At 73.3% G+C, this 23,510-nt stretch carries 24 protein-coding genes; 11 read left to right on the top strand and 13 right to left on the bottom strand.

Translation table 11 applies throughout. The features are described 5' to 3' along the window. Window positions 1-21 precede the first annotated feature (21 nt). Entirely contained in the window at window positions 22-1,269 is a 1,248-nt protein-coding gene (locus HHL19_RS28275) for a beta-eliminating lyase-related protein (RefSeq protein WP_169093163.1), read from the top strand. A 500-nt stretch (window positions 1,270-1,769) separates the two neighbouring features. Here the strand turns inward: HHL19_RS28275 and HHL19_RS28270 are convergent, their stop codons facing one another. After that, the gene (locus HHL19_RS28270; RefSeq protein ID WP_169093162.1) at window positions 1,770-2,009 is read right to left on the bottom strand and encodes a hypothetical protein; all 240 of its coding nucleotides are present in this window, start codon (window positions 2,007-2,009) and stop codon (window positions 1,770-1,772) included. 100 nt (window positions 2,010-2,109) lie between these two features. On the opposite strand from HHL19_RS28270, the gene HHL19_RS28265 reads away from it, so the two are divergent. After that, complete coding sequence (locus HHL19_RS28265) at window positions 2,110-3,201, top strand: DUF5937 family protein (RefSeq protein WP_169093161.1); 1,092 nt, start codon at window positions 2,110-2,112, stop codon at window positions 3,199-3,201. 17 nt (window positions 3,202-3,218) lie between these two features. Here the strand turns inward: HHL19_RS28265 and HHL19_RS28260 are convergent, their stop codons facing one another. Next, complete coding sequence (locus tag HHL19_RS28260; RefSeq protein ID WP_169093160.1) at window positions 3,219-3,893, bottom strand: response regulator transcription factor; 675 nt, start codon at window positions 3,891-3,893, stop codon at window positions 3,219-3,221. Window positions 3,894-3,996: 103 nt separating this feature from the next. Continuing rightward, window positions 3,997-5,199, bottom strand: a complete 1,203-nt coding sequence (locus tag HHL19_RS28255; RefSeq protein ID WP_169093159.1) for a sensor histidine kinase — start codon at window positions 5,197-5,199, stop codon at window positions 3,997-3,999. 154 nt (window positions 5,200-5,353) lie between these two features. On the opposite strand from HHL19_RS28255, the gene HHL19_RS28250 reads away from it, so the two are divergent. Both HHL19_RS28250 and HHL19_RS28245 read left to right on the top strand, forming a co-directional pair. Further along, window positions 5,354-6,340 (top strand): SAM-dependent methyltransferase, encoded by a 987-nt coding sequence (locus HHL19_RS28250; protein ID WP_169093158.1) that lies wholly within the window; start codon window positions 5,354-5,356, stop codon window positions 6,338-6,340. Window positions 6,341-6,431: 91 nt separating this feature from the next. Further along, a complete protein-coding gene (locus tag HHL19_RS28245) occupies window positions 6,432-7,574 on the top strand; it encodes an NADH-quinone oxidoreductase subunit D (RefSeq protein WP_169093157.1) in 1,143 nt (380 codons plus the stop codon). Between the two features lie 123 nt (window positions 7,575-7,697). Here the strand turns inward: HHL19_RS28245 and HHL19_RS28240 are convergent, their stop codons facing one another. The 5 genes from HHL19_RS28240 to HHL19_RS28220 form a co-directional block, all read right to left on the bottom strand. After that, window positions 7,698-7,982, bottom strand: coding sequence for a hypothetical protein (locus HHL19_RS28240; RefSeq protein WP_169093156.1), 285 nt, complete (start codon window positions 7,980-7,982; stop codon window positions 7,698-7,700). Continuing rightward, window positions 7,979-9,154, bottom strand: a complete 1,176-nt coding sequence (locus tag HHL19_RS28235) for a hypothetical protein (protein ID WP_169093155.1) — start codon at window positions 9,152-9,154, stop codon at window positions 7,979-7,981. Before HHL19_RS28235 ends, HHL19_RS28240 begins: the two co-directional genes overlap by 4 nt. A 130-nt stretch (window positions 9,155-9,284) precedes the next feature. Further along, complete coding sequence (locus HHL19_RS28230) at window positions 9,285-10,259, bottom strand: ABC transporter substrate-binding protein (protein WP_169093154.1); 975 nt, start codon at window positions 10,257-10,259, stop codon at window positions 9,285-9,287. Window positions 10,260-10,296: 37 nt separating this feature from the next. Continuing rightward, window positions 10,297-10,965 (bottom strand): ABC transporter permease, encoded by a 669-nt coding sequence (locus HHL19_RS28225; RefSeq protein ID WP_169093153.1) that lies wholly within the window; start codon window positions 10,963-10,965, stop codon window positions 10,297-10,299. Between the two features lies 1 nt (window position 10,966). After that, entirely contained in the window at window positions 10,967-11,653 is a 687-nt protein-coding gene (locus tag HHL19_RS28220) for an ABC transporter permease (RefSeq protein WP_169093152.1), read from the bottom strand. A 164-nt stretch (window positions 11,654-11,817) separates the two neighbouring features. On the opposite strand from HHL19_RS28220, the gene HHL19_RS28215 reads away from it, so the two are divergent. Next, a complete protein-coding gene (locus HHL19_RS28215) occupies window positions 11,818-12,807 on the top strand; it encodes an ATP-binding cassette domain-containing protein (RefSeq protein ID WP_169093151.1) in 990 nt (329 codons plus the stop codon). A 32-nt stretch (window positions 12,808-12,839) separates the two neighbouring features. Here HHL19_RS28215 and HHL19_RS28210 read toward each other — a convergent pair whose 3' ends face one another. Beyond that, window positions 12,840-13,952: an alpha/beta hydrolase-fold protein gene (locus HHL19_RS28210; RefSeq protein WP_169093150.1), complete on the bottom strand. Its 1,113-nt coding sequence runs from the start codon at window positions 13,950-13,952 to the stop codon at window positions 12,840-12,842. A gap of 158 nt (window positions 13,953-14,110) precedes the next feature. Between HHL19_RS28210 and HHL19_RS28205 the strand changes: the two genes are divergently transcribed. From HHL19_RS28205 to HHL19_RS28180, 6 genes are all read left to right on the top strand, one after another. Further along, a complete protein-coding gene (locus HHL19_RS28205) occupies window positions 14,111-15,955 on the top strand; it encodes a phosphatidylglycerol lysyltransferase domain-containing protein (RefSeq protein WP_169093149.1) in 1,845 nt (614 codons plus the stop codon). A gap of 37 nt (window positions 15,956-15,992) precedes the next feature. Then, entirely contained in the window at window positions 15,993-16,856 is an 864-nt protein-coding gene (folP, locus tag HHL19_RS28200) for a dihydropteroate synthase (protein WP_169093148.1), read from the top strand. Beyond that, entirely contained in the window at window positions 16,853-17,359 is a 507-nt protein-coding gene (locus tag HHL19_RS28195; protein WP_346768405.1) for a nuclear transport factor 2 family protein, read from the top strand. Before folP ends, HHL19_RS28195 begins: the two co-directional genes overlap by 4 nt. A gap of 111 nt (window positions 17,360-17,470) precedes the next feature. Then, a complete protein-coding gene (gene folB / locus HHL19_RS28190; RefSeq protein WP_056569486.1) occupies window positions 17,471-17,830 on the top strand; it encodes a dihydroneopterin aldolase in 360 nt (119 codons plus the stop codon). Then, window positions 17,827-18,426: a 2-amino-4-hydroxy-6-hydroxymethyldihydropteridine diphosphokinase gene (folK, locus tag HHL19_RS28185; RefSeq protein WP_169093147.1), complete on the top strand. Its 600-nt coding sequence runs from the start codon at window positions 17,827-17,829 to the stop codon at window positions 18,424-18,426. The genes folB and folK overlap by 4 nt, the downstream gene beginning before the upstream one ends. Window positions 18,427-18,474: 48 nt before the next feature. Next, window positions 18,475-18,954, top strand: a complete 480-nt coding sequence (locus HHL19_RS28180; RefSeq protein ID WP_169093146.1) for a DUF3180 domain-containing protein — start codon at window positions 18,475-18,477, stop codon at window positions 18,952-18,954. Window positions 18,955-19,012: 58 nt separating this feature from the next. Here the strand turns inward: HHL19_RS28180 and folE are convergent, their stop codons facing one another. The 4 genes from folE to tilS all read right to left on the bottom strand — a co-directional run bounded on the left by folE (window position 19,013) and on the right by tilS (window position 23,494). Continuing rightward, window positions 19,013-19,618 carry a GTP cyclohydrolase I FolE gene (folE, locus tag HHL19_RS28175; protein WP_169093145.1) on the bottom strand — a complete coding sequence of 202 codons (606 nt, stop codon included), beginning with the start codon at window positions 19,616-19,618 and terminating at the stop codon, window positions 19,013-19,015. 101 nt (window positions 19,619-19,719) lie between these two features. Then, window positions 19,720-21,732, bottom strand: a complete 2,013-nt coding sequence (gene ftsH, locus HHL19_RS28170; protein WP_169093144.1) for an ATP-dependent zinc metalloprotease FtsH — start codon at window positions 21,730-21,732, stop codon at window positions 19,720-19,722. A 164-nt stretch (window positions 21,733-21,896) separates the two neighbouring features. Beyond that, on the bottom strand, window positions 21,897-22,436 hold the full coding sequence (hpt, locus tag HHL19_RS28165) for a hypoxanthine phosphoribosyltransferase (protein ID WP_159689106.1): 540 nt from the start codon (window positions 22,434-22,436) through the stop codon (window positions 21,897-21,899). Between the two features lie 41 nt (window positions 22,437-22,477). Next, the gene (tilS, locus tag HHL19_RS28160) at window positions 22,478-23,494 is read right to left on the bottom strand and encodes a tRNA lysidine(34) synthetase TilS (RefSeq protein ID WP_169093143.1); all 1,017 of its coding nucleotides are present in this window, start codon (window positions 23,492-23,494) and stop codon (window positions 22,478-22,480) included. Window positions 23,495-23,510: the final 16 nt, after the last annotated feature.

The following is a 23,510-nucleotide window of genomic DNA, read 5'->3' as shown; positions in this document are numbered from 1 at the left end:
GGGCGGTGTGATGATCGCTCCATGAACAGGGATCAGCTGCCACCGGAGACGCCCGAAGCGGTGACGGGAGAGGTGACCGGAGACGTGACCGGCGGGGTGTCGGACGAGGTGACCGGGAAGGACCTTGACGAGGGGGCGGCGCGGCGGTACCGGACCCAGGTGTGGGGCGGGGCCGCGCGCACGCTGTGGCGCCCGTCCGTGGACGGCACGGTCGGCGCGCGGCTGCGCGAGCTCGCCGACTGGACGGACGCGGCGGACCTCGCGGACGCGCTCCCCGACACGTACGGCGACGGTCTCGTGGAGGTCCTGGAGCGGCGGGTCGCCGAGGAGCTGGGGATGGAGGCCGCCGTCTTCCTCCCCACCGGCACCATGGCCCAGCAGGTGGCCCTGCGCTGCTGGGCCGGGCGCACCGGCAGCCCGGTCGTCGCGCTCCACCCGCTCGCCCACCCCGAGGTCCACGAGGACGACGCCTTCGGGACCGTGTCGGGGCTGCGGACGGTCCACCCGACGGACGCGCCCCGGCTGCCGACGGCCGAGGAGGTACGGGACCACCCGGAGCCCTTCGGGACGCTGATGCTGGAGCTGCCGCTGCGGGACGCGGGCTTCGTGCTGCCGTCCTGGGAGGAGCTGACCGCGACCGTCGAGGCGGCCAGGGAGCGGGACGCGGTGGTCCACTTCGACGGCGCCCGGCTGTGGGAGTGCCCGACGCACTTCGGGCGTCCGCTCGCGGAGATCGCCGGGCTCGCGGACAGCGTGTACGTGTCGTTCTACAAGTCCCTCGGCGGGATGTCCGGGGCCGTGCTGGCCGGGCCCGAGGAGCTGGTGGCGGAGGCCAGGGTCTGGCTCCACCGGTACGGGGGCCTGGTCTTCCAGCAGTACGCGACCGCGCTCTCGGCGCTGCGCGGCCTGGACACCGAGCTGCCCCGGCTGCCCTCGTACGTGGCCCACGCGCGCGTGGTGGCGGAGGCGCTGCGCGAGGCGCTCGCCGGGAAGGACGGTCCCGGCTGGTTCCGGGTGCACCCGGAGGTGCCGCACACCCACCAGTTCCAGGTGTGGCTCCCGTACGAGCCCGACGTCCTGACGGCGGCGGCGCTCGCGCTGACCGAGCGGACCGGGACCTGCCTCTTCCGCCGCTGGTTCGCACCGGTCCCCGGCGGCCCGCCGGGGACCGCCGTCACCGAGGTGACGGTGGCCGGGGAGGGCCTGGAGTGGACGCCCGAGGACGTCAGAAAGGCCGTACGCGACTTCCTGACGCTCATCGAGGCCTGAAGGCCCGGCCCGGGGGCCGTACGAGATCCGAGGCCGGGGGCGGCCATGCGGCGGCCCGAGGCGACCCGAGGCCGGGGACCGTACTGCGGCCCGAGGCCCGGGGCCATACGGCGGCCCGAGGCCCGCGGGCCGTACGAGACCCGAAGCCGGGGGCTGTACTAGATCCGAGGTCCGGAGCCGTACGGCGGCCCGAGGCTGCCCGGGGCCGGGGGGGGGGCTGTACGGCGGCCCTGACCGGCGGCCGTACGAGATCCGAGGCCGGGGGCCGTACGAGACCCGAGGCCCGGGGCCGTACGAGACCCGGGGCCGGGGCCCGTACGGCGGCCCGAGACCCGAGGCCGTACGAGGACCGGGGCCGTACGAGACCCGAGGCCCGGGGCCATACGGCGTCCGGAGACCCGACGCCGTACGAAGCCCGGGGCCGTACGAGGGCCGTTCGTTTCGTCCGTGTGGGGCTTGCTCGTGGGGGTCGTGCGTGTGCCGTCGGCCGTCGGGGCCGGTCAGGGGCGGTCCGTGGGGCCGGTCTGCGGGCGGCGGAGGCCGAGGCGGGACCGGAGGGCGGCGAGGGTCCTGCCGAGGGGGCCGGTCGCGGGGCGGCCGGCGAGCACGCGCGCGAAGCGGCGGTGGTCGCGGAGTTCGCGGAGCACGGCCAGGTCGTGGGTGCCGGGGGCGGGCGGCGCGGGCTCGCCCCGCCGCGCGGCCCGGTAGCTGTCGAAGAGGTGCTGTTGCAGCGCGTCCATGGGCTCACTCTGGGCCCGGTCGGGACCGTCCCGCGCGCCGATTGACGAGGGCCGTCAATCGGCGCGACGGCCGCACGGGGGCATCCCGCACCATGGGGGCGTGAGCGTGACCATCGACATCACCGGCGTGCCGCCCGAGCGGATCGCCTTCAGCCCCTCGCCGCTGGCCGAGCTCGGCAACGCCGTCCACGTCCTCGCCGAACCGGGCCACCACCCCGCCCACCACGCGTGGGCGACGGCGACCGGCGCCGCGCTCGAACCCGGCCTCGCGGACCGCCTCCTGGAAGCCGACTTCATGTGGCGGTCGACCCGCTCGGACTTCCTGCTGCCCGCCCGGCCCCGCGAGACCCTGGCCGAGGAGCTCGACGACCTCGACCGCATCGACGACGAGACCTTCGTCGGCGCCGCCCTGGAGATCGCGTGCAGCCCCCGCCACGCCCGGGGCGGCATCCCGTCCCCGCTGGTCGACGAGGCGTCCCGGCGGCGCGCCCTGGACCTGGCCGCCGCGCGCGGCCCGCGCCAGGCCGCGTTCGCGGAGCGGATGATCTGCGCGCCCACTGCCACGCGCGCGTGGCTCCGGCGGCTCCTGGAGGACTGCGACGAGGCCTTCTTCGCCGACACCTGGAAGCGGGTCCGGGTGCAGCTCGCCGCCGACGCCCGCCACAAGACGGAGCTGATGCGCCGCAAGGGCCTGGCCGACGCCCTCGCGGACGCCTCCCGGGCGCTGAGCCTGGAGCAGGACCACGAGGGCACCCGGATCGTGGTCGACAAGCTGGTGGAGGCCCGGACGGAGGCCAGGGCCGGGTCCGTGACGCTGGTGCCCAGCGCCTTCGGCCGGCCGCACCTCATCGCCCTCTACGCGCCCGGCTGGCAGCCGGTGATCATGTATCCGGCGGCCAGTCGCGAGCTCGGCGGCCTGGAGCCCGTCGGCACCGTGGGGCTCCGCCTCGAAGCGCTCGCCCACCCGGTGCGGATGCGGATGTGCCGGAGCCTGGCGCGCGGCCCGTACTCGACGAGCGAGCTGGCGGAGACGTACGGCATCACCGCCCCCGAGGTCTCCCGCCACCTGGCCGTCCTGCGGAAGGCGGGCCTGCTCACCACCCGCCGCCGAGGCCGCTACGTCCTGCACCAGCTCGACTTCTCCGTCGTCGCCCGCCTGGGCAGCGACTTCCTGGAGTCGGTGCTGCGCTGAGCGGCCGGGCCGGGGGCTCAGCCCTTGGCGCCGCCCGCGCGGACCAGGCCCGTCTCGTACGCGAGGACGACGACCTGGACGCGGTCGCGCAGGCCCAGCTTGGTGAGGATGCGGCCCACGTGGGTCTTGACCGTCGCCTCCGACAGGACGAGACGGGCGGCGATCTCGCCGTTGGACAGGCCCTGGGCGACGAGGAGCATGACCTCGCGCTCGCGCTCGGTCAGCTTCTCCACCTCGCGGTGCTCGGGCTCGCGGCCGGAGGACGGCAGCATCGGGGAGAAGCGGTCCAGGAGGCGGCGGGTGGTCGAGGGGGCGACGACGGCGTCGCCGCTGTGCACCGAGCGGATCGCGCCCAGCAGCTCGGCCGGCGGCACGTCCTTCAGCATGAAGCCGCTCGCGCCCGCCTTCAGGCCGGAGAAGGCGTACTCGTCGAGGTCGAAGGTGGTCAGGATGAGCACCTTCGGGGCGTCGGGCACCGCGCAGATCCGGCGGGTCGCCTCCACCCCGTCGAGGCGCGGCATCCGGACGTCCATGAGGACGACGTCGACCTCGGTGGACCGCAGCACCTCCAGGGCCTCCGCGCCGTCGCCCGCCTCGGCCACGACCTCCATGTCCGGCTGGGCGGCGAGCACCATGCGGAAACCGGTGCGCAGCAGCACCTGGTCGTCGACGAGCATCACGCGGATGGACATGGGGTTCCTTCGGTGGGTGGGGACGGAGCACGGGCTGTCGGGGTGCGGACTCTCCGTACGGGCGGACTCTCCGTACGCACGGACTCTCCGTACGCACGGACTCTCAGTGTGCGGGCTTGAGCGGCAGCAGGACGCTGATCCGGAAACCGCCGCCCGGGCGCGGACCCGCGTCCAGGGTGCCGCCCACCATGCCGACCCGCTCCCGCATGCCGATGAGACCGTGACCGCGCCCGTCGGCGCCGCCGTCCTCGTACATCTCCTGGGGCGCGCCCCGGCCGTCGTCCTCGACGAGCAGGCCGAGGCCGTCGTCGAAGTAGACGAGCCGGACGCTGGCGCCGGCGTCGGGGCCGCCGTGCTTGCGGGTGTTGGTGAGGGCTTCCTGGACGATCCGGTAGGCGGTCAGTCCGACGCCGGTGGGCAGCTCGCGCGGGGTTCCCTCGACGGCGAGGTCGACGGTGAGCCCCGCGCCCCGCACCTGCTCGACGAGCTCCTCGATCTGCTCCACGTCCGGCTGCGGCACGTACTCCCCCGCCTCCTGGTGCTCGCCGGTGCGCAGGATGCCGAGGAGGCGGCGCATCTCGGCGAGCGCCTGCCGGCCGGTGGTGGAGATGGTCTCCAAGGCCTGCTTGGCGGTCTCCGGGGAGGAGTCCATGACGTAGGCGGCGCCGTCGGCCTGCACCACCATCACCGACACGTTGTGCGCGACGACGTCGTGGAGCTCGCGGGCGATCCGGGCCCGCTCGGCGGCCACCGCGACCTTGGCCTGCGCCTCCCGCTCCCGCTCCAGGCGGGCGGCCTTCTCCTCCAGCTGGGCGAAGTAGGCGCGGCGGGTGCGCAGCGAGTCGCCGAGGACCCAGGCGAGGGCGAACGGCACGGCCATGATCACCGTGAAGAAGACCCGGGCGGGCACCGAGACCGTCTCCTCCAGCGGCCATCTCAGCTGGGAGAGCGGGGCGGCGCACAGTCCGCCGACGAGGGCGAGCCGGGAGGCCCAGCGGGGGCCGTCGTGCGCGGCGACGGTGAAGATGATGACGAGCATGGCGAAGTCCGCCATGAAGGTCTGGATGTCGAGGACCAGCTGGACGACGCCGAGGGCGACGGCCAGGACCAGCATCTTCTCGGGCGCCCGCCGCCGCAGGGCGACGACCAGGGAGAAGAGCGTGGCGACCGCCCCGTAGCCGGCGGCGTGGTCGAGGGCCGGGGACATCGACCCGATCCACAGCCCGGAGAACCCGAGGAGGACGACGGCCCAGAAGACGTCGACGCCCGTCGGGTGGCTGCGGATGAAGTCGTAGAGGCGCTGCACGTAACCCAGAGTAGGGAAAGCCCACGGGCGGGGGATCAACCGAGCGGTCGATCCTTGCGGCGGGACCCGTACACCCCGGGGTGGAGACTGGGGCGCGTGACGGATGAGGGGACGCACGAGGTGAGGGGTCGGACGAGGTGACGGGACGGACGAGGTGACGGGCGGGACGGGACGGACGCGGGGCGGCCGGGAGTGGCGGGGCTGGCGGGAGGCCACCGAGGAGGCGCTGTACGGCCCCGGGGGCTTCTTCCTGCGCCCCGAGGGCCCCGCGGGCCACTTCCGCACCTCGGTGCACGCCTCGCCGCTCTTCGCGGCGGCGGTGGCCCGGCTGCTGGTCGCGACGGCGGAGGAGCTGGGCACCGACGAGGTCGGCCTGGTGGACGTGGGCGCGGGCCGGGGCGAGCTGCTGGCCGGGGTGCTGGCCGCGGTCCCGGCGGGGCTGCGGGTGCGGGCGTACGCGGTGGAGCGGGCCCCGCGGCCGGACGGGCTGCACGCGCGCGTGGAGTGGACCGACCGGCTCCCCGAGGGCGTGCGCGGCCTGCTCTTCGCGAACGAGTGGCTGGACAACGTGCCGGTGGACGTCGCCGAGGTCGGCGAGGACGGCACGGTCCGGTACGTGGAGGTCCGCGCCGACGGTACGGAGCGGCTCGGCGCCCCGGTCACGGGTCCGGACGCGGAGTGGCTGGCCCGCTGGTGGCCGCTGGCCGAGCCGGGCGCGCGGGCCGAGATCGGCCGGCCCCGGGACGAGGCGTGGGCGGCGGCGGTCGGCTCGCTGGCGGCGGGCCTGGCGGTGGCCGTGGACTACGGGCACGTACGGGACTCCCGGCCGCCCTTCGGCACGCTGACCGGCTTCCGGGCGGGCCGGGAGGTCGCGCCGGTCCCGGACGGCACCGGCGACCTGACCTCCCACGTGGCCCTGGACGCCTGCGCGGCGGCGGTCCACGCGCGCGTGCCGGCGGAGCTGACGACCCAGCGCGAGGCGCTGCACGGCCTCGGGGTCTCCGGCGCCCGCCCGCCCCTCGCGCTCGCCTCGACGGACCCGGCGGCGTACGTGCGGGCCCTGTCCGGCGCCGGCGAGGCGGCCGAACTGACCGCGCGCGGCGGCCTGGGCGACTTCCTGTGGCTGAGCCAGCGGGTGTGAGGAGCCCGACCTCCCGCGCGGAGCCGCCGGGTTGTCCACAGGCTGGGGGCTCGCCCGTCGGCGGGGCGCGCGGCGGGGGATACTGTCCGGCATGACGGAGACCACGGTCGGCATCGGCGGCGCGGCGGAGAGCACCGACATGGTGCTGAACATCGGCCCGCAGCACCCCTCCACGCACGGCGTGCTGCGGCTGCGGCTGGTGCTCGACGGCGAGGTGATCCGGCATGCCGAGCCCGTCGTCGGCTACATGCACCGGGGTGCCGAGAAGCTCTTCGAGGCGCGCGACTACCGCCAGATCGTCATGCTGGCCAACCGTCACGACTGGCTCTCCGCCTTCTCCAACGAGCTCGGCGTGGTGATGGGCGTCGAGCGGATGCTCGGCATGGAGGTGCCGGAGCGGGCGGTCTGGCTGCGGACGCTGCTCGCGGAACTGAACCGGGCCCTGAACCATCTGATGTTCCTGGGGTCCTACCCGCTGGAGCTGGGCGGGATCACGCCCGTCTTCCACGCCTTCCGGGAGCGCGAGGAGCTCCAGACGGTGATGGAGGAGGTCTCCGGCGGCCGGATGCACTACATGTTCAACCGGGTCGGCGGCCTCAAGGAGGACCTGCCGGCGGGCTGGCTCGGCCGGGCCAGGCAGGCGGTCGCGGACGTGCGGTCGCGGATGGACGTCTACGACCGTCTGGTCCTCGGGAACGAGATCTTCCGCGCCCGCACGCGCGGGGTCGGCGTCCTGGCCCCGGAGACCGTGCACGGCTTCGGGGTGTCCGGGCCGATCGCCCGCGCCTCCGGCGTCGACTTCGACCTGCGGCGCGACGAGCCGTACCTGGCCTACGGGGAGCTCCAGGACACCCTGCGGGTCGTGGTCCGCCAGGAGGGCGACTGCCTGGCCCGCTTCGAGTGCCTCCTCGACCAGACGCACAACTCCCTGGAGCTGGCGGACGCCTGCCTGGACCGGCTCGACGCGCTGCCGCAGGGGCCGGTCAACCAGCGGCTGCCGAAGGTCCTGAAGGCGCCGGAGGGGCACACGTACGCCTGGACCGAGAACCCGCTGGGGCTGAACGGCTACTACCTGGTGTCGAAGGGCGAGAAGACCCCGTACCGGCTGAAGCTGCGCTCGGCCTCGTACAACAACATCCAGGCGCTGGTGGAGCTGCTGCCGGGGACGCTGGTCTCGGACATGGTCGCGATCCTGGGGTCGTTCTTCTTCGTCGTCGGCGACATCGACAAGTGAGTCCCGCTCAGGGGCGGCGCATCACCGCGTAGTCCCTGGTCTCCCGGTCGGGGCGGCGGCGGTCGGCGACCGTCCAGCCCCAGCGGGCGTACCGGTCCGTCAGCTCCGGCACGTCGAGGGTCATCAGGAGCGCGGGCCCGGCGCCGGCCCGGGCCAGGAGGGCGTCGTGCAGCGCCCGGCCGAGGCCGCGGCCCCCGCCATGATCCGTCGGACAGGCCCGAGGGCGGCCTCCGCGCGGAAGTCGGGGCGCCGGGCGGCGGAGTCGGGCAGCCGGTCCGCGGTCCGTACGGCGCCGAGCGGCGGCTCGTGCCAGGGGGCGCCGCCGAAGGCCTGGGCGCACAGGGCGATCGGTTCGTCCCGGCGGGCCCGGGCCTCCTCCGGGAGGAGGAGGCCGACGGCACGGCTCACTGGTTGACGGCCCCGCGCAGTTCGGCGAGGTCGAGCTGCTCGGTCTCGTCGTGCGCGGTCAGGTCGATGACCTGGCCGATCGGACCGGCGGCGGAGGAGCGGGACACCACGGGCTCCTCCTCGGCGGGCTCCTGGGCGGGCTCGTCGGCGCGCTCCGGGCGGGGGCCGACGGCGGCCGAGGCCGGGACCGGGGTGAGGGCGGGGCCCTGCGCCGGGAGGGCGTCGGCCGCGCGGGCCTCCTCCAGGACCTCCTCGCCCACCACGTCGGCGAGGTCGGTGTCCTGGACGGCCTCGATGGCCGCCTTGTGCGTACCGGTCTGGGTGCCGGCCTGCGTGCCGAAGAAGTCGAAGCCGCCCTCGGTGCGCGGGGCGGGGCGGCGGGCCGCGTACGGGGCGATCGCGCTGGCCGCCGGGACGGCCGGGGTCCGGTCCTGCGCCGGGGCCGCCGGGGGCAGCGCCTTCGCGGTGGCCGCGGGGGCGAGGGCCGCCGGGGCGTCCTGGCCCGGCGGGTGGGCGTGCTCGGCGGCGTGCCGGCCGCGCGGCTCCTCCGCCTGCGCGGCGCGCTCGGCGAGGTCGCGGGCGCGGGCCGCCTCGGCGGTGCGGCGGGCCTGCTGGGCGGCGGCGTTGCGGGGCAGGTCGCGCAGGGCCTGGGCGGCGCGGCGGTACGCCTCCGGGGTGGGCGTCGACCCGGCGGCGGGCAGCTCCTTGGGGGCCTCGGCGCCGGCCTGGGCCAGGACGCGCTGTCCTTCGAGGGCGCTGGCGCGCTCGGTCTCGGCGGTCGCGTAGCGGCGCAGCAGGTCGGCGTGCTCGCCGCGCAGTCCGGCGAGTTCGACGCGCTTGGCACGGAGCTTGGCGTCGAGGCGGATGCGCAGGGCGCGGGACTCCTCCAGGTCCGCCTCCAGTTCGGCGAGGCGCTCCTCGGCCTTCCACTGGTCGGCGGTGCGGGCGCGGGTCAGCTCGGCGACCTGGCGGCCGGCGCTGCGGTCCCAGCCGCGCATGAGGACGGCGCCGGTGACGGCGGCGGCCGACGCCGCGACGGCGAGCAGCCGGACGACCACGAGTTCCCCGGGGATCCAGGCCGCCGCGGCGCAGACGACCGCGGCGCCGGCGACCGCGGAGGGCGGCATCAGCTTGTGCAGAGGCGGGGAATGGCGGTGGCGTCCACGTGGCATGGCCTGAAATTTACCGTGCGTAGGCACGGAGTGGGGGGTCGGCCCGGCAATCATTTGGCCACTTCTCGACAACGGAATCGGGCAGACCGCGTTCCGCTTCCGCTTCGGGCCGACTCCCCCTCTTCGGCGGCTACTTGCCGACCAGCCCCTTCTCCTTCAGATAGGCGGCGGCGACATCCTCCGGCTTCGCCCGCTCGGCGTCGACCTTGCGGTTGAGTTCGGCGAGATCCGCGGTGGTCAGCACCTTGGTGATCTTGTCGAGGGCGGCGGCGACCTCGGGCGCGCCGGCCTCCTTCGCGTTCACCACCGGCAGCACGTTGTCCGCGTTCTGCAGGTGCTTGTCGTCCTCCAGGAAGACCAGGCCGAAGCCTTCGATCGTGGCGTCCGTGGTGGTGGTGAGGACCAGCTGGTCCACCCCGTCCTTGACGGCCTGCTTGGCCTGCGGGGTGCCGACGCCCTTGGGGTCGACGCCGGCCACGTCGATGCCGTAGGTCTTCTTCAGACCGGGGGCGCAGAAGGGGCGGACCGTGCATTCGTCGCCCGCCGCGATCTTCACCTTCAGCTTCGACGCGCCGAGATCCGAAAGGGTCCGCAGCTTGTTCTTCTCGGCGAATTCCTTGGACACCGCGAAGGCGTTCTGGTCGACCGCCCCGCCGACTTCCAGGACCTTCAGTCCGCGCGGCTCCGCGAGCTTCCGCAGCGCGTCCACGGTGGCCTTCGCGTCACCGGAGGCGACCGGCTTCTCCTCGGGCGCCTTCGGGCCGTTCGCCTTCGCGTTGAGGAATTCCGCGAGCGTCGCCGCGTATTCCGCCACGACGTCGATCTCGCCCTTCTCCAGCGCGGGCTCGTACAGCTCGCGGTTCTTCACGGTGGTGACCGAGACCGAGTAGCCCGCGTCGCGCAGCGCCTGCGCGTACAGCTCGGCGAGCACCTTCGACTCGGTGAAGGCGGCCGCGCCCACCACCAGGGAGCCCTTGTCGCCGCCGGAGCCGCCGGAGCTCGTCTCCTTGCCCTTCTCCAGGCTGTCGCCGCCGCACGCGGTGAGCGAGACGGCCAGTGCGGCGGCACCCAGCAGCGCGCCGGTGGCGCGCGAGATCCTGTTCACGTCTTTCCGTCCTTCTCTCTTCGGTGTACCGAGTACGTCAAGTCCGAGGCGGCCGGGGCACCAGGAGCCGGTCCACGCCGACCAGCACGCCCTCCACCGCCAGCGCGAGCAGCGCCACCAGGACGGCGCCCGCGACCACCTGCGCGGTGTCGTACAACGCGAAGCCGGCGGTGATGATCCGGCCGAGGCCGCCCTGGCCGACCATGGCGGCGATCGTCGCGGTGGCGACCACCTGTACGGCGGCGGAGCGTACCCCCGTCATGACCACCGGGGCCGCCAGCGGCAGCTCGACCCGGCCGAAGACCTGAGCGCCCGTCATCCCCATGCCCCGGGCCGCCCGGACGGCCGCCCGGTCGACCTCGCGCACGCCCACGTACGCGTTGGTCAGCAGCGGCGGTATCGCGAAGAGGACCAGGGCGGTCACGGTCGGCACATAGCCCGCGTTCCGCAGCGGGGAGACCATGAAGAGGGCGAGGACCGCGAAGACGGGGACCGCCCGCCCCACGTTCGACACGTTGACCGCGAGCGCGCCGCCGCGCCCGAGGTGGCCGAGCCAGAGGCCGAGGGGCAGCGCGACAGCGCCGGCGATCAGCAGCGCGAGCCCGCTCACGTACACGTGCTCGGCGAGGCGGACCCCGATGCCCTCCTCGCCGGTCCAGTGCGCGCCGGTGGTGAGCCAGGTCCACGCGTCCGTCACGACCCCCACCTCACTCACCCCCCGGCGCGCCCTGGGCCCTGGACCAGGGCGTGAGCAGCCGCTGGACGCCCAGGAGCAGCAGGTCGGCGGCGACGGCGAGGAGCACGCAGAGCACCGCGGCGGCGAGCACCTGGGCCTTGAAGAAGGTGGGCAGGGCGTCCTCGATGAGATTGCCGAGGCCGCCGCGGCCGACGACCGAGCCGATGGTGGTGAGCGCGATGGTGGAGACCGTGGCCATCCGGACGCCGGCCATCAGGACCGGCAGCGCGAGGGGCAGTTCGACCTGCCAGAGGAGTCTCCAGGGGCCGAAGCCGAGGCCCCGGGCGGCCTCCCGGGTCTCGGTCGGCACGGCTTCGAGTCCGGCCAGCGCGTTCCGCACCAGGATCGTCAGGGCGTACAGCACGAGACCGGTGACGACGAGCGCGGAGGAGAGCCCGAAGACGGGCAGCAGCAGCGAGAACATGGCGAGCGACGGCACCGTGTAGAGCAGGGTGGTGAGCCCGAGGACGGGGGTGGCCAGGCGCGGGCGGGCCCGGACGAGGAGGGCGAGCGGCACGGCGACGAGCAGCGCGATCGCCACGGAGGCGGCGGTGAGGCCGATGTGCTGGACCAGGGCGTCGGTCAGCTCGTCGCGGCGGGTGCGCAGATACTCCCCGCAGATCCAGTCGTTGGCGACCAGACAGTTCGGTGCGCTCATCCGGACCTCCCCCGGGCCGCCGCCGCTAGAACGTGTGTCTGACGTCGACCCTAACCCGCTCCACCGACAACACGGCCGGTCCACGGCCTCGTGGCGGCCATCCGCCACCTCGCCGCAACACCTCCTTCACCCACACCGGATGACGAGGGGACACAATGGGCCCCATGATCCGGTTCGAACAGGTGACCAAGCGCTATCCGGACGGCACCACCGCGGTCGACGACCTCTCCTTCGAGGTCGCCGAAGGTGAGCTCGTCACGCTCGTGGGCCCCTCGGGCTGCGGCAAGACGACCACGATGATGATGGTGAACCGGCTGGTCGAGCCGACCGCCGGCCGCGTCCTCGTCGACGGCGAGGACATCGCCGGGGTGGATCCCGTCGCCCTCCGCCGCAAGATCGGCTACGTCATCCAGCAGGTCGGGCTCTTCCCCCACCGCACGGTCCTCGACAACACCGCGACCGTCCCCGCCCTGCTCGGCTGGAAGAAGGCCGCCGCACGCGCGCGTGCCGCCGAACTCCTCGAACTCGTCGGCCTCGACCCCGCCGTCCACGGCCCCCGCTACCCCGCGCAGCTCTCCGGCGGACAGCGCCAGCGCGTCGGCGTGGCCCGCGCGCTCGCCGCCGACCCGCCGGTCCTCCTCATGGACGAGCCCTTCGGCGCCGTCGACCCCGTCGTCCGCGAACGGCTCCAGAACGAGTTCCTCGCCCTCCAGGCGACCGTCCGCAAGACCGTCCTCCTCGTCACCCACGACATCGAGGAGGCCGTCCGGATGGGCGACCGCATGGCCGTCTACGGACAGGGCCGCATCGAGCAGTTCGACACCCCGGCCACCGTCCTCGCCTCCCCCGCCACCCCGTACGTGGCCGACTTCGTCGGCGGCGACCGCGCCCTCAAGCGCCTCGCCGTCACCCCCGTCACCCCCGAGGACCTCGACCCGCTGCCGGACGGAACCCCCGCCCCCGGCCCCGCCCCTGTACCGGAGTCCGGCCCCGCACCCCGCTCCGTACCCCTCGGCGGCAGTCTCAAGGAAGCGCTCGCGCTGCTCCTCCAGGAGGACTCCGGGCACCTCACCGTCACCGGCGCCGACGGAGCGCCGCTCGGCACCCTCACCCCCGCCGGGGTCCACCGGGCGCTGCGCCGCGCCAGCGCGTAGGGAGGCGTCAGCCCCCGGAGCTTCCCGGGGGTTCAGTCCCCCCGGAGCTTCCCGCTCATCCACACCAGGCCGGGCGGGATCTCCCGGTTCCACGTCGTGAAGTTGTGCCCGCCGGACTCCAGCGTGATCGAGGAGACCCGCGCCGGGCTCTTCACCTTGCCGATGAACTCCCGGGTCCCCTTCAGGTTCCCCTCCCCGGACTTCGACGTCGTCACCAGGAACGACGACGCCGGCTGCGGCCGGTGGTCCAGGCTCCACAGCAGGTCGGCCCGGCGCCGCAGCTCCCGGTCCCCGTGGAACAGGTCACCGGTCGTCACGTCCTCCGCCGCCCGGTAGTACGCCGAGAACCCCGCCCCCGCCACGAACCGGTCCGGGTGGTGCAGCGCGATCTTCAGCGCGCAGTAACCCCCCGTCGAGTTGCCCATGAACCCCCAGTTCCGCGGCTTCGACCCCACCCGGTACGACTCCGAGACCGCCCGCGGCAGGTCCTCCGCGAAGAAGGTCTCCGTCTTCGGACCGCCCGGCACGTCCACGCACTCGGTGTCCCGCGGCGGCGCCACCGTCGGCCGCAGCATCACCAGGACCATCGGCTGCATCCGCCCCTCCTTCGCCTGGAGGGACGCCGTCCGGGGGTACTTCAGCCCCTTGATCAGGTTCTCCGCCGTGCCCGGATACCCCGTCAGCACCACCGCCGCCGGGAACGACCGCTTCGCGTACCGCTCCTGGAAGTACTCCGGCGGCAGATAGACGAACGCCGGCGAGGTGATCCCCGACCGGTCGCCCCGCACCACCACCTCCTGGATCTGCCCGCCCACCGACGGCCGCGCCCCGCCCGGCACGTCCACCGCCCGCGTCCCCACCACCCGGACGTCCTTCGCGGCGGCGCCGTGGTCGACGACCACCCCCATCTCCTGCTCCTGGCCGAACAGATCGGCCCAGGAGCCGTAGAAGAGGAAGGAACGGTTCGCCGCCAGCCCCACCGCCGCGAACAGCGCCAGCTGCGTCGCGAACAGCAGCCCCACCCTGCCGAGCACCGGCCGCCACCCCCGGCGGGCGAGCCGCGGCCACCACAGCACCGTGACCGCGAACAGCCCCAAAGCCGCCGCCACCGCCGTGACCAGCGCCGCGCCACTCGTCAGACCCATCAGACGTCCGCACCTTCCCGTACGACTTCCCGGACGTCCCGACGACTTCCTGAGAATTTCCTGTGCCCGAATGAACCCGCCCCCGCGCAGCCCCGTCCTAAGGAGCGCCCCGAACAGGGCCGAAAACGACCACGGACGCACGGGAAGCGCAGGAAGCGATGTCTGTCACGGTAGATGGGGACAAAACATCATCGGTTCCGGTTCGGGTCCGCCGAATTCTCCGCGGCCCCAAGCCGGAACGGATCCCCTCCCTCATCGGCACGGGCTGCACCCTCGTCGGCCTCCTCGACATCGCCGCCAGCGTCTTCCCCCGGTTCCGCGCCAGCCGCGTCCACGCCCTCGCCGAAGTCCTCCCCGGCACCCTCGGCCCCCTCTCCGCCGCCGTCTCCCTGAGCGCCGGCGTCCTCCTGCTCCTCCTCGCCCACGGCCTCAAGCGCCACAAGCGCCGCGCCTGGCGAGCCGTCGTCCTCCTCCTGCCGCTCGGCGCCGTCGCCCAGTTCGTCTGGCGCCACTCGGTCCTCGGCTCCCTGCTCTCCCTCGGCCTGCTCGCCCTGCTGCTCCGCCACCGCGACCAGTTCGCCGCCCTCCCCGACCCCCGCAGCCGCTGGCGCGCCCTCGCCAACTTCATCGTCATGGGCGCCGGCTCCCTCGCCCTCGGCCTCGTCGTCGTCAGCGCCCACCCCCGCCGCGTCGTCGGCGACCCCAGCCTCACCGACCGCCTCGAACACGTCCTCCTCGGACTCCTCGGCGTCGAAGGCCCCGTCGCCTACACCCACGGCGTCGACTGGACCGTCGGCTACTCCCTCGGCGCCCTCGGCACGCTCACCGCCCTCACCACCCTCTACCTCGCCCTCCGCCCCGAACACCCCGCCGCCCGCCTCACCGAGGACGACGAGACCCGGCTCCGCGCCCTCCTCGACCGGCACGGCGGCCGCGACTCCCTCGGCCACTTCGCCCTCCGCCACGACAAGGGCGTCGTCTTCTCCCCCAGCGGCAAGGCCGCCGTCTGCTACCGCGTCGTCTCCGGAGTCATGCTCGCCAGCGGCGACCCCATCGGCGACGTCGAAGCCTGGCCCGGCGCCATCGAACGCTTCATGGACGAGGCCCGCGCCCACTCCTGGACCCCCGCCGTCATGGGCTGCTCCGAGACCGGCGGCCAGGTCTGGACCCGCGAGACCGGCCTCGACGCCCTCGAACTCGGCGACGAGGCCGTCATCGACGTCGACGCCTTCTCCCTCTCCGGCCGCGCCATGCGCAACGTCCGCCAGATGGTCAAACGCATCGAACGCGGCGGCTACACCACCCGCGTACGCCGCGTCCGCGACCTCTCCGACGACGAGCTCGACCGCGTCCGCGAGGCCGCCGCCGCCTGGCGCGGCACCGACACCGAACGCGGCTTCTCCATGGCCCTCGGCCGCATCGGCGCCCCCGGCGACGGCGACGCCGTCATAGCGACCGCCCACCTCACCGACCCCGACCAGCAGGACGGCCCCTACGGCGACCTCAAAGCCATGATCCACTTCGTGCCCTGGGGCCCCGACGGCATGTCCCTGGAACTCATGCGCCGCGACCGCTCCGCCGACCCCGGCATGAACGAACTCCTCATCGTCGCCGCCCTCCAGGCCGCACCCGGCCTCGCCATCCGCCGCGTCTCCCTCAACTTCGCCATGTTCCGCTCCACCCTCGCCCGCGGCGAACGCATCGGCGCCGGACCCGTCCTCCGCCTCTGGCGCGGCCTCCTCCTCTTCCTCTCCCGCTGGTTCCAGATCGAGTCCCTCTACAAGTTCAACGCCAAGTTCCAGCCCCGCTGGGAACCCCGCTTCGTCGTCTACCGCGCCGGCCGCGACCTCCCCCGCATCGGCCTCGCCGCCATGCAGGCCGAAGGCTTCCTCACCCTCACCCTGCCCCGCCCCTTCACCCGCCGCCCCACCCGCACCCCCCGCCCCTGCGCCCACGTCGTCCCCCCGCGCACCAGCCGGGAACACGAGGTCAGTGCCGCCTGAAACCGCCCCCGACCCCGCCGGGCCCTACGCTGGTCGTATGAGTACGACGATCGACCGGGGCGCTCCCCTCGGCCTCCCCGAGTGGGACCGCTGCGCGGTCATGGGCGTGGTCAACGTCACCCCGGACTCCTTCTCCGACGGCGGCCGCTGGTTCGACACCACCACCGCCGTCAAGCACGGCCTCGACCTCGTCGCCCAGGGCGCCGACCTCGTCGACGTCGGCGGCGAGTCCACCCGCCCCGGCGCCACCCGCGTCGACGAGGAGGAAGAGCTCCGGCGCGTCGTCCCCGTCGTCCGCGGCCTCGCCGCCGAAGGCGTCACCGTCTCCGTCGACACCATGCGCGCCTCCGTCGCCGCGGCTGCCGTGGCAGCGGGCGCCGCGCTCGTCAACGACGTCAGCGGCGGCCTCGCCGACCCCGGCATGGTCCCCGCCGTCGCCGCCGCCGAGGTCCCCTTCGTCGTCATGCACTGGCGCGGCTTCAGCGCCGACATGAACAGCCTCGCCGTCTACGACGACGTCGTCACCGAGGTCGTCACCGAACTCCGCACCCGCATGGAAGCCGTCGTCGACGGCGGCGTCGCCCCCGAGCGCCTCGTCATCGACCCCGGCCTCGGCTTCGCCAAACTCGCCCCCCACGACCTCGCCCTCGTCGCCCACCTCCCCGAGCTCCGCGCCCTGGGCCGCCCCCTCCTCGTCGCCGCCTCCCGCAAACGCTTCCTCGGCCACGTCCTCACCCGCGGACCCGGCGCCACCCCGCCGCCCGCCCGCGAACGCGACGCCGCCACCGCCGCCGTCTCCGCCCTCGCCGCCCACGAAGGCGCCTGGGCCGTCCGCGTCCACGAGGTACGCGCCACCGCCGACGCCGTCCGCGTCGCCCGCGCCGTCGAAGGAGCCCGGTGACCGCCGCGGAACCCCCGGCCCCCGCCGGACGCGACGCCGACCTCACCGCCGTCGAAGCCGCCAACACCGCCTTCTACGCCGCGATGGAGGAAGGCGACTTCGACCGCCTCGAAGACCTCTGGCTCGACGACGGCGCCACCGAGATCTCCTGCGTCCACCCCGGCTGGCCCGTCCTCACCGGCCGCGGCGAGGTCCTCCGCTCCTACGCGCTGATCATGGCGCACACCGACTACATCCAGTTCTTCCTCACCGACGTACGGATCTCCCTCGCCGGCGACACCGCCCTCGTCACCTGCACCGAGAACATCCTCAGCGGCGGCCCCGCCGAGGACGGCGCCGAGCTCGGCCCCCTCGTCGGCCAGCTCGTCGTCGCCACCAACGCCTTCCGCAGGACCCCCGAAGGGTGGCGGATCTGGTCCCACCACGCCTCCCCCGTCATCGCCGAAACCGGCGACGGCACGCCCACCGCGACCCCCGACGACGACACCGGACCCTCCGCCTGACGGCCCCGACAGCAAGCGCTGTCGGTGGCCGCAGGTAGATTCGACGGAGGACACCCGGCCGTCCGCACCCGGCTGCGTGCCTCCGCAACTACGACAGCAGGAGTGATTCGCGTGGATCGTGTCGCGCTGCGCGGCCTCAAGGCCCGAGGTCACCACGGCGTCTTCCCCAAGGAGCGCGAGGAGGGGCAGACCTTCATCGTGGACCTGGTCCTCGGCCTCGACACCCGCCCGGCGGCCGCCGACGACGACCTCACCAAGACCGTCCACTACGGCATCGTCGCCGAAGAGGTCGTCGACGTCGTCCAGGGCGAGCCCGTGGACCTGATCGAGACCCTCGCCGAGCGCATCGCCCAGCAGTGCCTCAGCCACGCGGGCGTACAGGAGGTCGAGGTGGTCGTCCACAAGCCGGACGCCCCCATCACCGTCCCCTTCGACGACGTCACCATCACGATCACCCGGAGCCGACGATGAAACCGAGCCAGAGCGACCCCACCGTCCAGCCCGTGCCGGCCTCCGTCGTCGAGACCGTCGACGCCGCCGACACCACCCTCTCCAACCCCCGATGGGCCGTCGTCGCCCTCGGCGCCAACCTCGGCAACCGCCTGGAGAACCTCCAGGGAGCCGTCGACGCCCTCGCCGACACCCCCGGCCTCCGCGTCAAGGCCGTCTCCCCCGTCTACGAGACCGAGCCCTGGGGCGTCGAGCCCGGCAGCCAGCCCTCGTACCTCAACGCGGTCACCCTCGTCCGGACCACCCTGCCGCCCTCCTCCCTCCTGGAGCGCGCCCAGGCCGTCGAGGAGGCCTTCCACCGCGTCCGGGACGAGCGCTGGGGCGCCCGCACCCTCGACGTCGACATCGTCACGTACGCGGACGTGGTCTCCGACGACCCCGTCCTCACCCTCCCGCACCCCAGGGCCCACCAGCGCGCCTTCGTGCTGGCCCCCTGGCACGACGTGGACCCCGAGGCCCAGCTCCCCGGCCACGGCCCCGTCGCCGCCCTCCTGGCCGCCCTCGGCCGCGAAGGCCTGACACCCCGCCCCGACCTGGAACTCCGCCTCCCCGAGTAATCGTTACGCTACGTGGCAGACCACCCGCGACCACGTGAAGGACACCCGGTGAAACAACTGCGGCTCAAGGTGCTCGCCGGACTCTTCCTGGTCGCCGGCATCCTCTCCTGGGGCGGCGCCCGCCTCTGGGACGCGGTCGGCACGCTCCCCAGCGTGCCGCTCGCCGCGCCCATCGTCCTCGCCGTGATCGCGGTGGTCCTCACCGCCACGGCCCTCTCGATCCGGGCCCGCCTCAAGGCCCAGCGCGAGCGCCGCCCCGGCGCCAAGGGCGTCGAACCCCTGATGGCCGCCCGCGCGGTCGTCTTCGGCCAGGCCAGCGCCCTGGTCGCCGCCCTCGTCGCCGGCCTCTACGGCGGCGTGGGCGTCTTCCTCCTCGGCTCCCTCGACGTCCCCGCCCGCCGCGACCAGGCCCTCTACGCCGCCGCCGCGGTCGTCGCCGCCTTCGCCGTCATCGCCGCCGCCCTCTTCCTGGAGCGCGTCTGCAAACTCCCGGAGGACGACGACAAGGGCCACGCCCCCGCCACCTGAGACCTCCGACGACCGGATCGACGGGCGTCCTGCTGGAGGCACGGCGGGCGGTTCGCCCCTAACGGGCCAATATCAGGGACATGGCCTCGGCTCGTGTGGTCGCGTCGCGAAGCTGGCCACGTACCGCCGAGGTCGTCGTCTTCGCACCCGGCTTGCGGACTCCCCGCAGCGCCATACACATGTGCTCGGCCTCGATGACGACGATCGCGCCACGCGCCTCGAGGATCCGCATCAGCGAATCGGCGATCTGCGTCGTCAGACGCTCCTGCACCTGCGGACGCCGGGCATAGACGTCCACCAGACGAGCCAGCTTCGACAGACCCGTAATCTTGCCCGTTTCGGCCGGAATGTACCCAATGTGAGCTACGCCATGGAAGGGGAGCAGATGATGCTCACATTGCGACGTCAGTTCGATGTCTTTCACCAGGACCATCTCGTCGTGGCCCAGGTCGAACGTCGTGGTCAGCACGTCCTCGGGCTTCATCCACAGCCCCGCGAAAAGCTCCTTGTACGCCCGCGCCACCCGCGCGGGGGTCTCCTTCAGGCCCTCGCGGTCCGGGTCCTCTCCGACCGCGATGAGGAGCTCTCGTACGGCGTTCTCGGCGCGCTTCTCGTCGAACTCGCCGATCGTGCCCTCGCCGTCCAGCGTCACCGGGTCGGTCATCTGTGCCTCGTTCCGTCTGGTCTGACATGGCGCGCAAAAGAGCCGCGCCCCCACAGGCTAAAACCTGTGGGGGCGCGGCTTCCATTCCGGGGGTCCGGGGCTCAGGGCTCCGGGGTGTCCTCGGGGGCGATGTCGATGCCCTTGGTGGTGTCCACCGGGGCCGTGCCGTTCGCGCTGTTCGTCAGGGCCAGCTCCTTGGGGGAGAGGACCGGCGGGCGCGTGGACGGGGTACGGCGGGCGGAGCCGGTCCAGGCCGGGCGGGCCGGGCGCTTGACGATGGGGGCGAAGATCTCGGCGATCTCCTCCTTGCCCAGGGTCTCCTTCTCCAGGAGCGCCAGGACCAGGTTGTCGAGGACGTCGCGGTTCTCGACCAGGATCTCCCACGCCTCGTTGTGCGCGGTCTCGATGAGCTTCTTGACCTCTTCGTCGACCAGCGCGGCGACCTCTTCCGAGTAGTCGCGCTGGTGGGACATCTCGCGGCCGAGGAAGGGCTCGGTGTTGTCGCCGCCGAACTTGATGGCGCCGAGCCGCTCGGTCATGCCGTACTGGGTGACCATCGCGCGGGCGGTGGTCGTGGCCTTCTCGATGTCGTTCGCGGCGCCCGTGGTCGGGTCGTGGAAGACGAGCTCCTCCGCGGCGCGGCCGCCCAGCATGTAGGCGAGCTGGTCGAGCATCTCGTTGCGCGTGGTGGAGTACTTGTCCTCGTCCGGGAGGACCATCGTGTAGCCCAGGGCGCGGCCGCGGGACAGGATGGTGATCTTGTGGACGGGGTCGGCGTTCGGGGAGGCCGCCGCGACCAGGGCGTGGCCGCCCTCGTGGTACGCGGTGATCTTCTTCTCCTTGTCCGACATGATCCGGGTCCGCTTCTGCGGGCCCGCGACCACGCGGTCGATCGCCTCGTCCAGGGAGTGGTTGTCGATCAGCTTCTTGTCCGAGCGGGCGGTGAGGAGCGCCGCCTCGTTCAGGACGTTGGAGAGATCGGCACCGGTGAAGCCGGGGGTGCGGCGGGCGACGGCGCCGAGGTCGACGTCCGGCGCGACCGGCTTGCCCTTCTGGTGGACCTTGAGGATCTCCAGGCGGCCCTGCATGTCGGGGCGGTCGACGGCGATCTGCCGGTCGAAGCGGCCCGGGCGCAGGAGGGCGGGGTCGAGGATGTCGGGGCGGTTGGTGGCGGCGATCAGGATGACGCCGCCCTTGACGTCGAAGCCGTCCATCTCGACCAGGAGCTGGTTGAGGGTCTGCTCGCGCTCGTCGTGTCCGCCGCCGAGGCCGGCGCCGCGGTGGCGGCCGACCGCGTCGATCTCGTCGACGAAGACGATGGCCGGGGCGTTCGCCTTGGCCTGCTCGAAGAGGTCGCGGACGCGGCTGGCGCCGACGCCGACGAACATCTCGACGAAGTCGGAGCCGGAGATCGAGTAGAAGGGCACTCCGGCCTCGCCGGCGACGGCGCGCGCGAGGAGCGTCTTGCCGGTGCCGGGCGGGCCGTAGAGGAGGACACCCTTGGGGATCTTGGCGCCGACGGCCTGGAACTTGGCGGGCTCCTGGAGGAATTCCTTGATCTCGTGGAGTTCCTCGACGGCCTCGTCCGAGCCGGCGACGTCGGCGAAGGTCGTCTTGGGCGTGTCCTTGGTGATGAGCTTCGCCTTGGACTTGCCGAACTGCATGACGCGGGAGCCGCCGCCCTGCATCTGGTTCATCAGGAAGAGGAAGACGACGACGATGAGGACGAAGGGGAGGAGCGAGAGCAGGATCGAGACGAAGGGCGACTGCTTCGTCGGGGAGACGGTGTAGCCCTTCTCGATCTGTCCGGCCTCGAACTTCTCCTGCAGCTTGTCGGCGAGGTCGGCGCCCTGGGTGCCGATGTAGCTGGCCTGGACCTTGCTGCTGCCGTCGATCTTCGTGTCGCCGGTGAGTTCGATCTTGACGATCTGCTCGTCACCGGTGGTGATCTTTGCCTGCTTGACCTGGTTCTTGTCGATCGCCTGGACGACCTTGCCGGTGTCCACCGTCTTGTAGCCCTCGGACGAGCCGACGACCTGCATCAGCACGACCACGGCGAGGACGGCCAGCACGATCCACATGACCGGCCCACGGAAGTATCGCTTCACGTCCATCCATACGGAGCGAGAAATCGCCCCGTCCCTCCTGCCCGTAGGTAAATGCCGCTGTATGAGAAAAGCTGTTCTTCGGACGGTACCTCAGCATCGTCGCCCGCGACCGCCTTCCCGTGGTTCAACGGGGGGAAGGCGGTGCGGGTTCCCCGCTGAGCGGGGGAAGCTCAGCCGCCGTAGACGTGCGGGGCGAGCGTGCCGACGAAGGGGAGGTTCCGGTACTTCTCGGCGTAGTCGAGGCCGTAGCCGACGACGAACTCGTTGGGGATGTCGAAGCCGATCCACTTGACGTCGATGGCGACCTTGGCGGCGTCCGGCTTGCGCAGCAGGGTGCAGACCTCCAGGGAGGCCGGCTCGCGCGAGCCGAGGTTCGACAGGAGCCAGGACAGCGTCAGGCCGGAGTCGATGATGTCCTCGACGATCAGGACGTGCTTGCCCTTGATGTCGGTGTCGAGGTCCTTGAGGATGCGGACGACGCCCGAGGACTGGGTGCCGGCGCCGTAGGAGGAGACGGCCATCCAGTCCATGGTGACGGGGGTGGACAGGGCGCGTGCCAGGTCCGCCATCACCATCACGGCGCCCTTGAGGACTCCGACGATGAGCAGGTCCTTGCCCGCGTATTCCGCGTCGATCTTCGCCGCCAGCTCGACCAGCTTGGCGTCGATCTCTTCCTTGGTGATGAGCACCGACTGGAGGTCGGTGCCCATGTCCTTCTCGTTCACCCGGGTCACTTTCGTTGCAGCGTGCGTCAGCCTTGCCGGATGACCAGTCTGCCACCCTGGCGGCGGGCTTCGACGCGGCCGGGCAGGTTGATGGCGCCCTGGCCGCGCCAGCCGGTGATGAGCCGGTCGAGTTCTTCGATGTGGCGGGCGAAGAGGGAGCCGGCGGGGGCGCCCTCGGCGATCACGGCGCGGCGCAGGACGCGGCGGCGTACGGCGGGGGGCAGCCCGAAGAGCTTGGCGCATTCGAGGGCGCCCGCCTCGTCGCGTACGGCGGTCTCGGCGTCGGCGGCCCAGGTGTCGAGGGCGTCGGCGTCGTCGCGGGAGAGCTGGGCCGTTCGGGCGAGGGCTTCGACGACGCCCTTGCCGAGGGCCTTCTCCAGGGCGGGGAGGCCTTCGTGGCGGAGGCGGGAGCGGGTGTAGGCGGGATCGCTGTTGTGGGGGTCGTCCCAGACGGCGAGTTCCTGGGCGATGCAGGCCTTGCGGACGGTCTGGCGGTCGAGCTGGAGGAAGGGGCGGCGGTAGCGGCCGTGGGTTCCGGAGACGGCGGCCATGCCGGAGAGGGAGCGGATGCCGGATCCGCGGGCGAGGCCGAGGAGGACGGTCTCGGCCTGGTCGTCGCGGGTGTGGCCGAGGAGGACGGCGGCGGCGCCGTGGCGTTCGGCGGCGGCGTCGAGGGCGGCGTAGCGCGCGTCGCGGGCGGCGGCTTCGGGGCCGCCTTCGCGGCCGACGGTGACGGCGACGGCTTCGACGGGGCCGAGGCCGAGGGCGGTCATGCGGTCGGCGACTTCGTCGGCGCGGCCGGAGGAGCCGTCCTGGAGGCCGTGGTCGACGGTGACGCCGCCGGCGCGGACGGGGAGTTTGCGGGCCTCGAAGGCGAGGGCGGAGGCGAGCGCCATGGAGTCGGCTCCGCCGGAGCAGGCGACGAGCACGAGGGGGTGCGTGTCGCGGGGGGCGGCGGGGTCGGTGGGGTGCTCGGTGAGGACGTCGTGGAGTACGCGGCGGACCGCCAGGCGTATCGCCGCGACCGCAGGATGGGGACCCATGGTTCGGTGCCCTTCG

Origin of the sequence: Streptomyces sp. R302 (assembly GCF_012927245.1) — a bacterium.
GTDB lineage: Bacteria > Actinomycetota > Actinomycetes > Streptomycetales > Streptomycetaceae > Streptomyces.
The sequence above is the reverse complement of the archived record's forward strand: the minus strand, read 5'-3'. Positions and strand labels throughout refer to the sequence as shown.

Coding starts and splice junctions, on each gene's coding strand:
- HHL19_RS28215 (WP_169093151.1), top strand. CDS start 11,818: ATGATCCGGTTCGAACAGGTGACCAAGCGCTATCCGGACGGCACCACC.
- HHL19_RS28245 (WP_169093157.1), top strand. CDS start 6,432: ATGACGGAGACCACGGTCGGCATCGGCGGCGCGGCGGAGAGCACCGAC.
- hpt (WP_159689106.1), bottom strand. CDS start 22,436: ATGGGCACCGACCTCCAGTCGGTGCTCATCACCAAGGAAGAGATCGAC.
- folP (WP_169093148.1), top strand. CDS start 15,993: ATGAGTACGACGATCGACCGGGGCGCTCCCCTCGGCCTCCCCGAGTGG.
- HHL19_RS28270 (WP_169093162.1), bottom strand. CDS start 2,009: ATGGACGCGCTGCAACAGCACCTCTTCGACAGCTACCGGGCCGCGCGG.
- HHL19_RS28275 (WP_169093163.1), top strand. CDS start 22: ATGAACAGGGATCAGCTGCCACCGGAGACGCCCGAAGCGGTGACGGGA.
- folE (WP_169093145.1), bottom strand. CDS start 19,618: ATGACCGACCCGGTGACGCTGGACGGCGAGGGCACGATCGGCGAGTTC.
- HHL19_RS28260 (WP_169093160.1), bottom strand. CDS start 3,893: ATGTCCATCCGCGTGATGCTCGTCGACGACCAGGTGCTGCTGCGCACC.
- ftsH (WP_169093144.1), bottom strand. CDS start 21,732: ATGGACGTGAAGCGATACTTCCGTGGGCCGGTCATGTGGATCGTGCTG.
- HHL19_RS28235 (WP_169093155.1), bottom strand. CDS start 9,154: ATGCCACGTGGACGCCACCGCCATTCCCCGCCTCTGCACAAGCTGATG.
- folK (WP_169093147.1), top strand. CDS start 17,827: ATGAAACCGAGCCAGAGCGACCCCACCGTCCAGCCCGTGCCGGCCTCC.
- tilS (WP_169093143.1), bottom strand. CDS start 23,494: ATGGGTCCCCATCCTGCGGTCGCGGCGATACGCCTGGCGGTCCGCCGC.
- HHL19_RS28210 (WP_169093150.1), bottom strand. CDS start 13,952: ATGGGTCTGACGAGTGGCGCGGCGCTGGTCACGGCGGTGGCGGCGGCT.
- HHL19_RS28220 (WP_169093152.1), bottom strand. CDS start 11,653: ATGAGCGCACCGAACTGTCTGGTCGCCAACGACTGGATCTGCGGGGAG.
- HHL19_RS28205 (WP_169093149.1), top strand. CDS start 14,111: ATGTCTGTCACGGTAGATGGGGACAAAACATCATCGGTTCCGGTTCGG.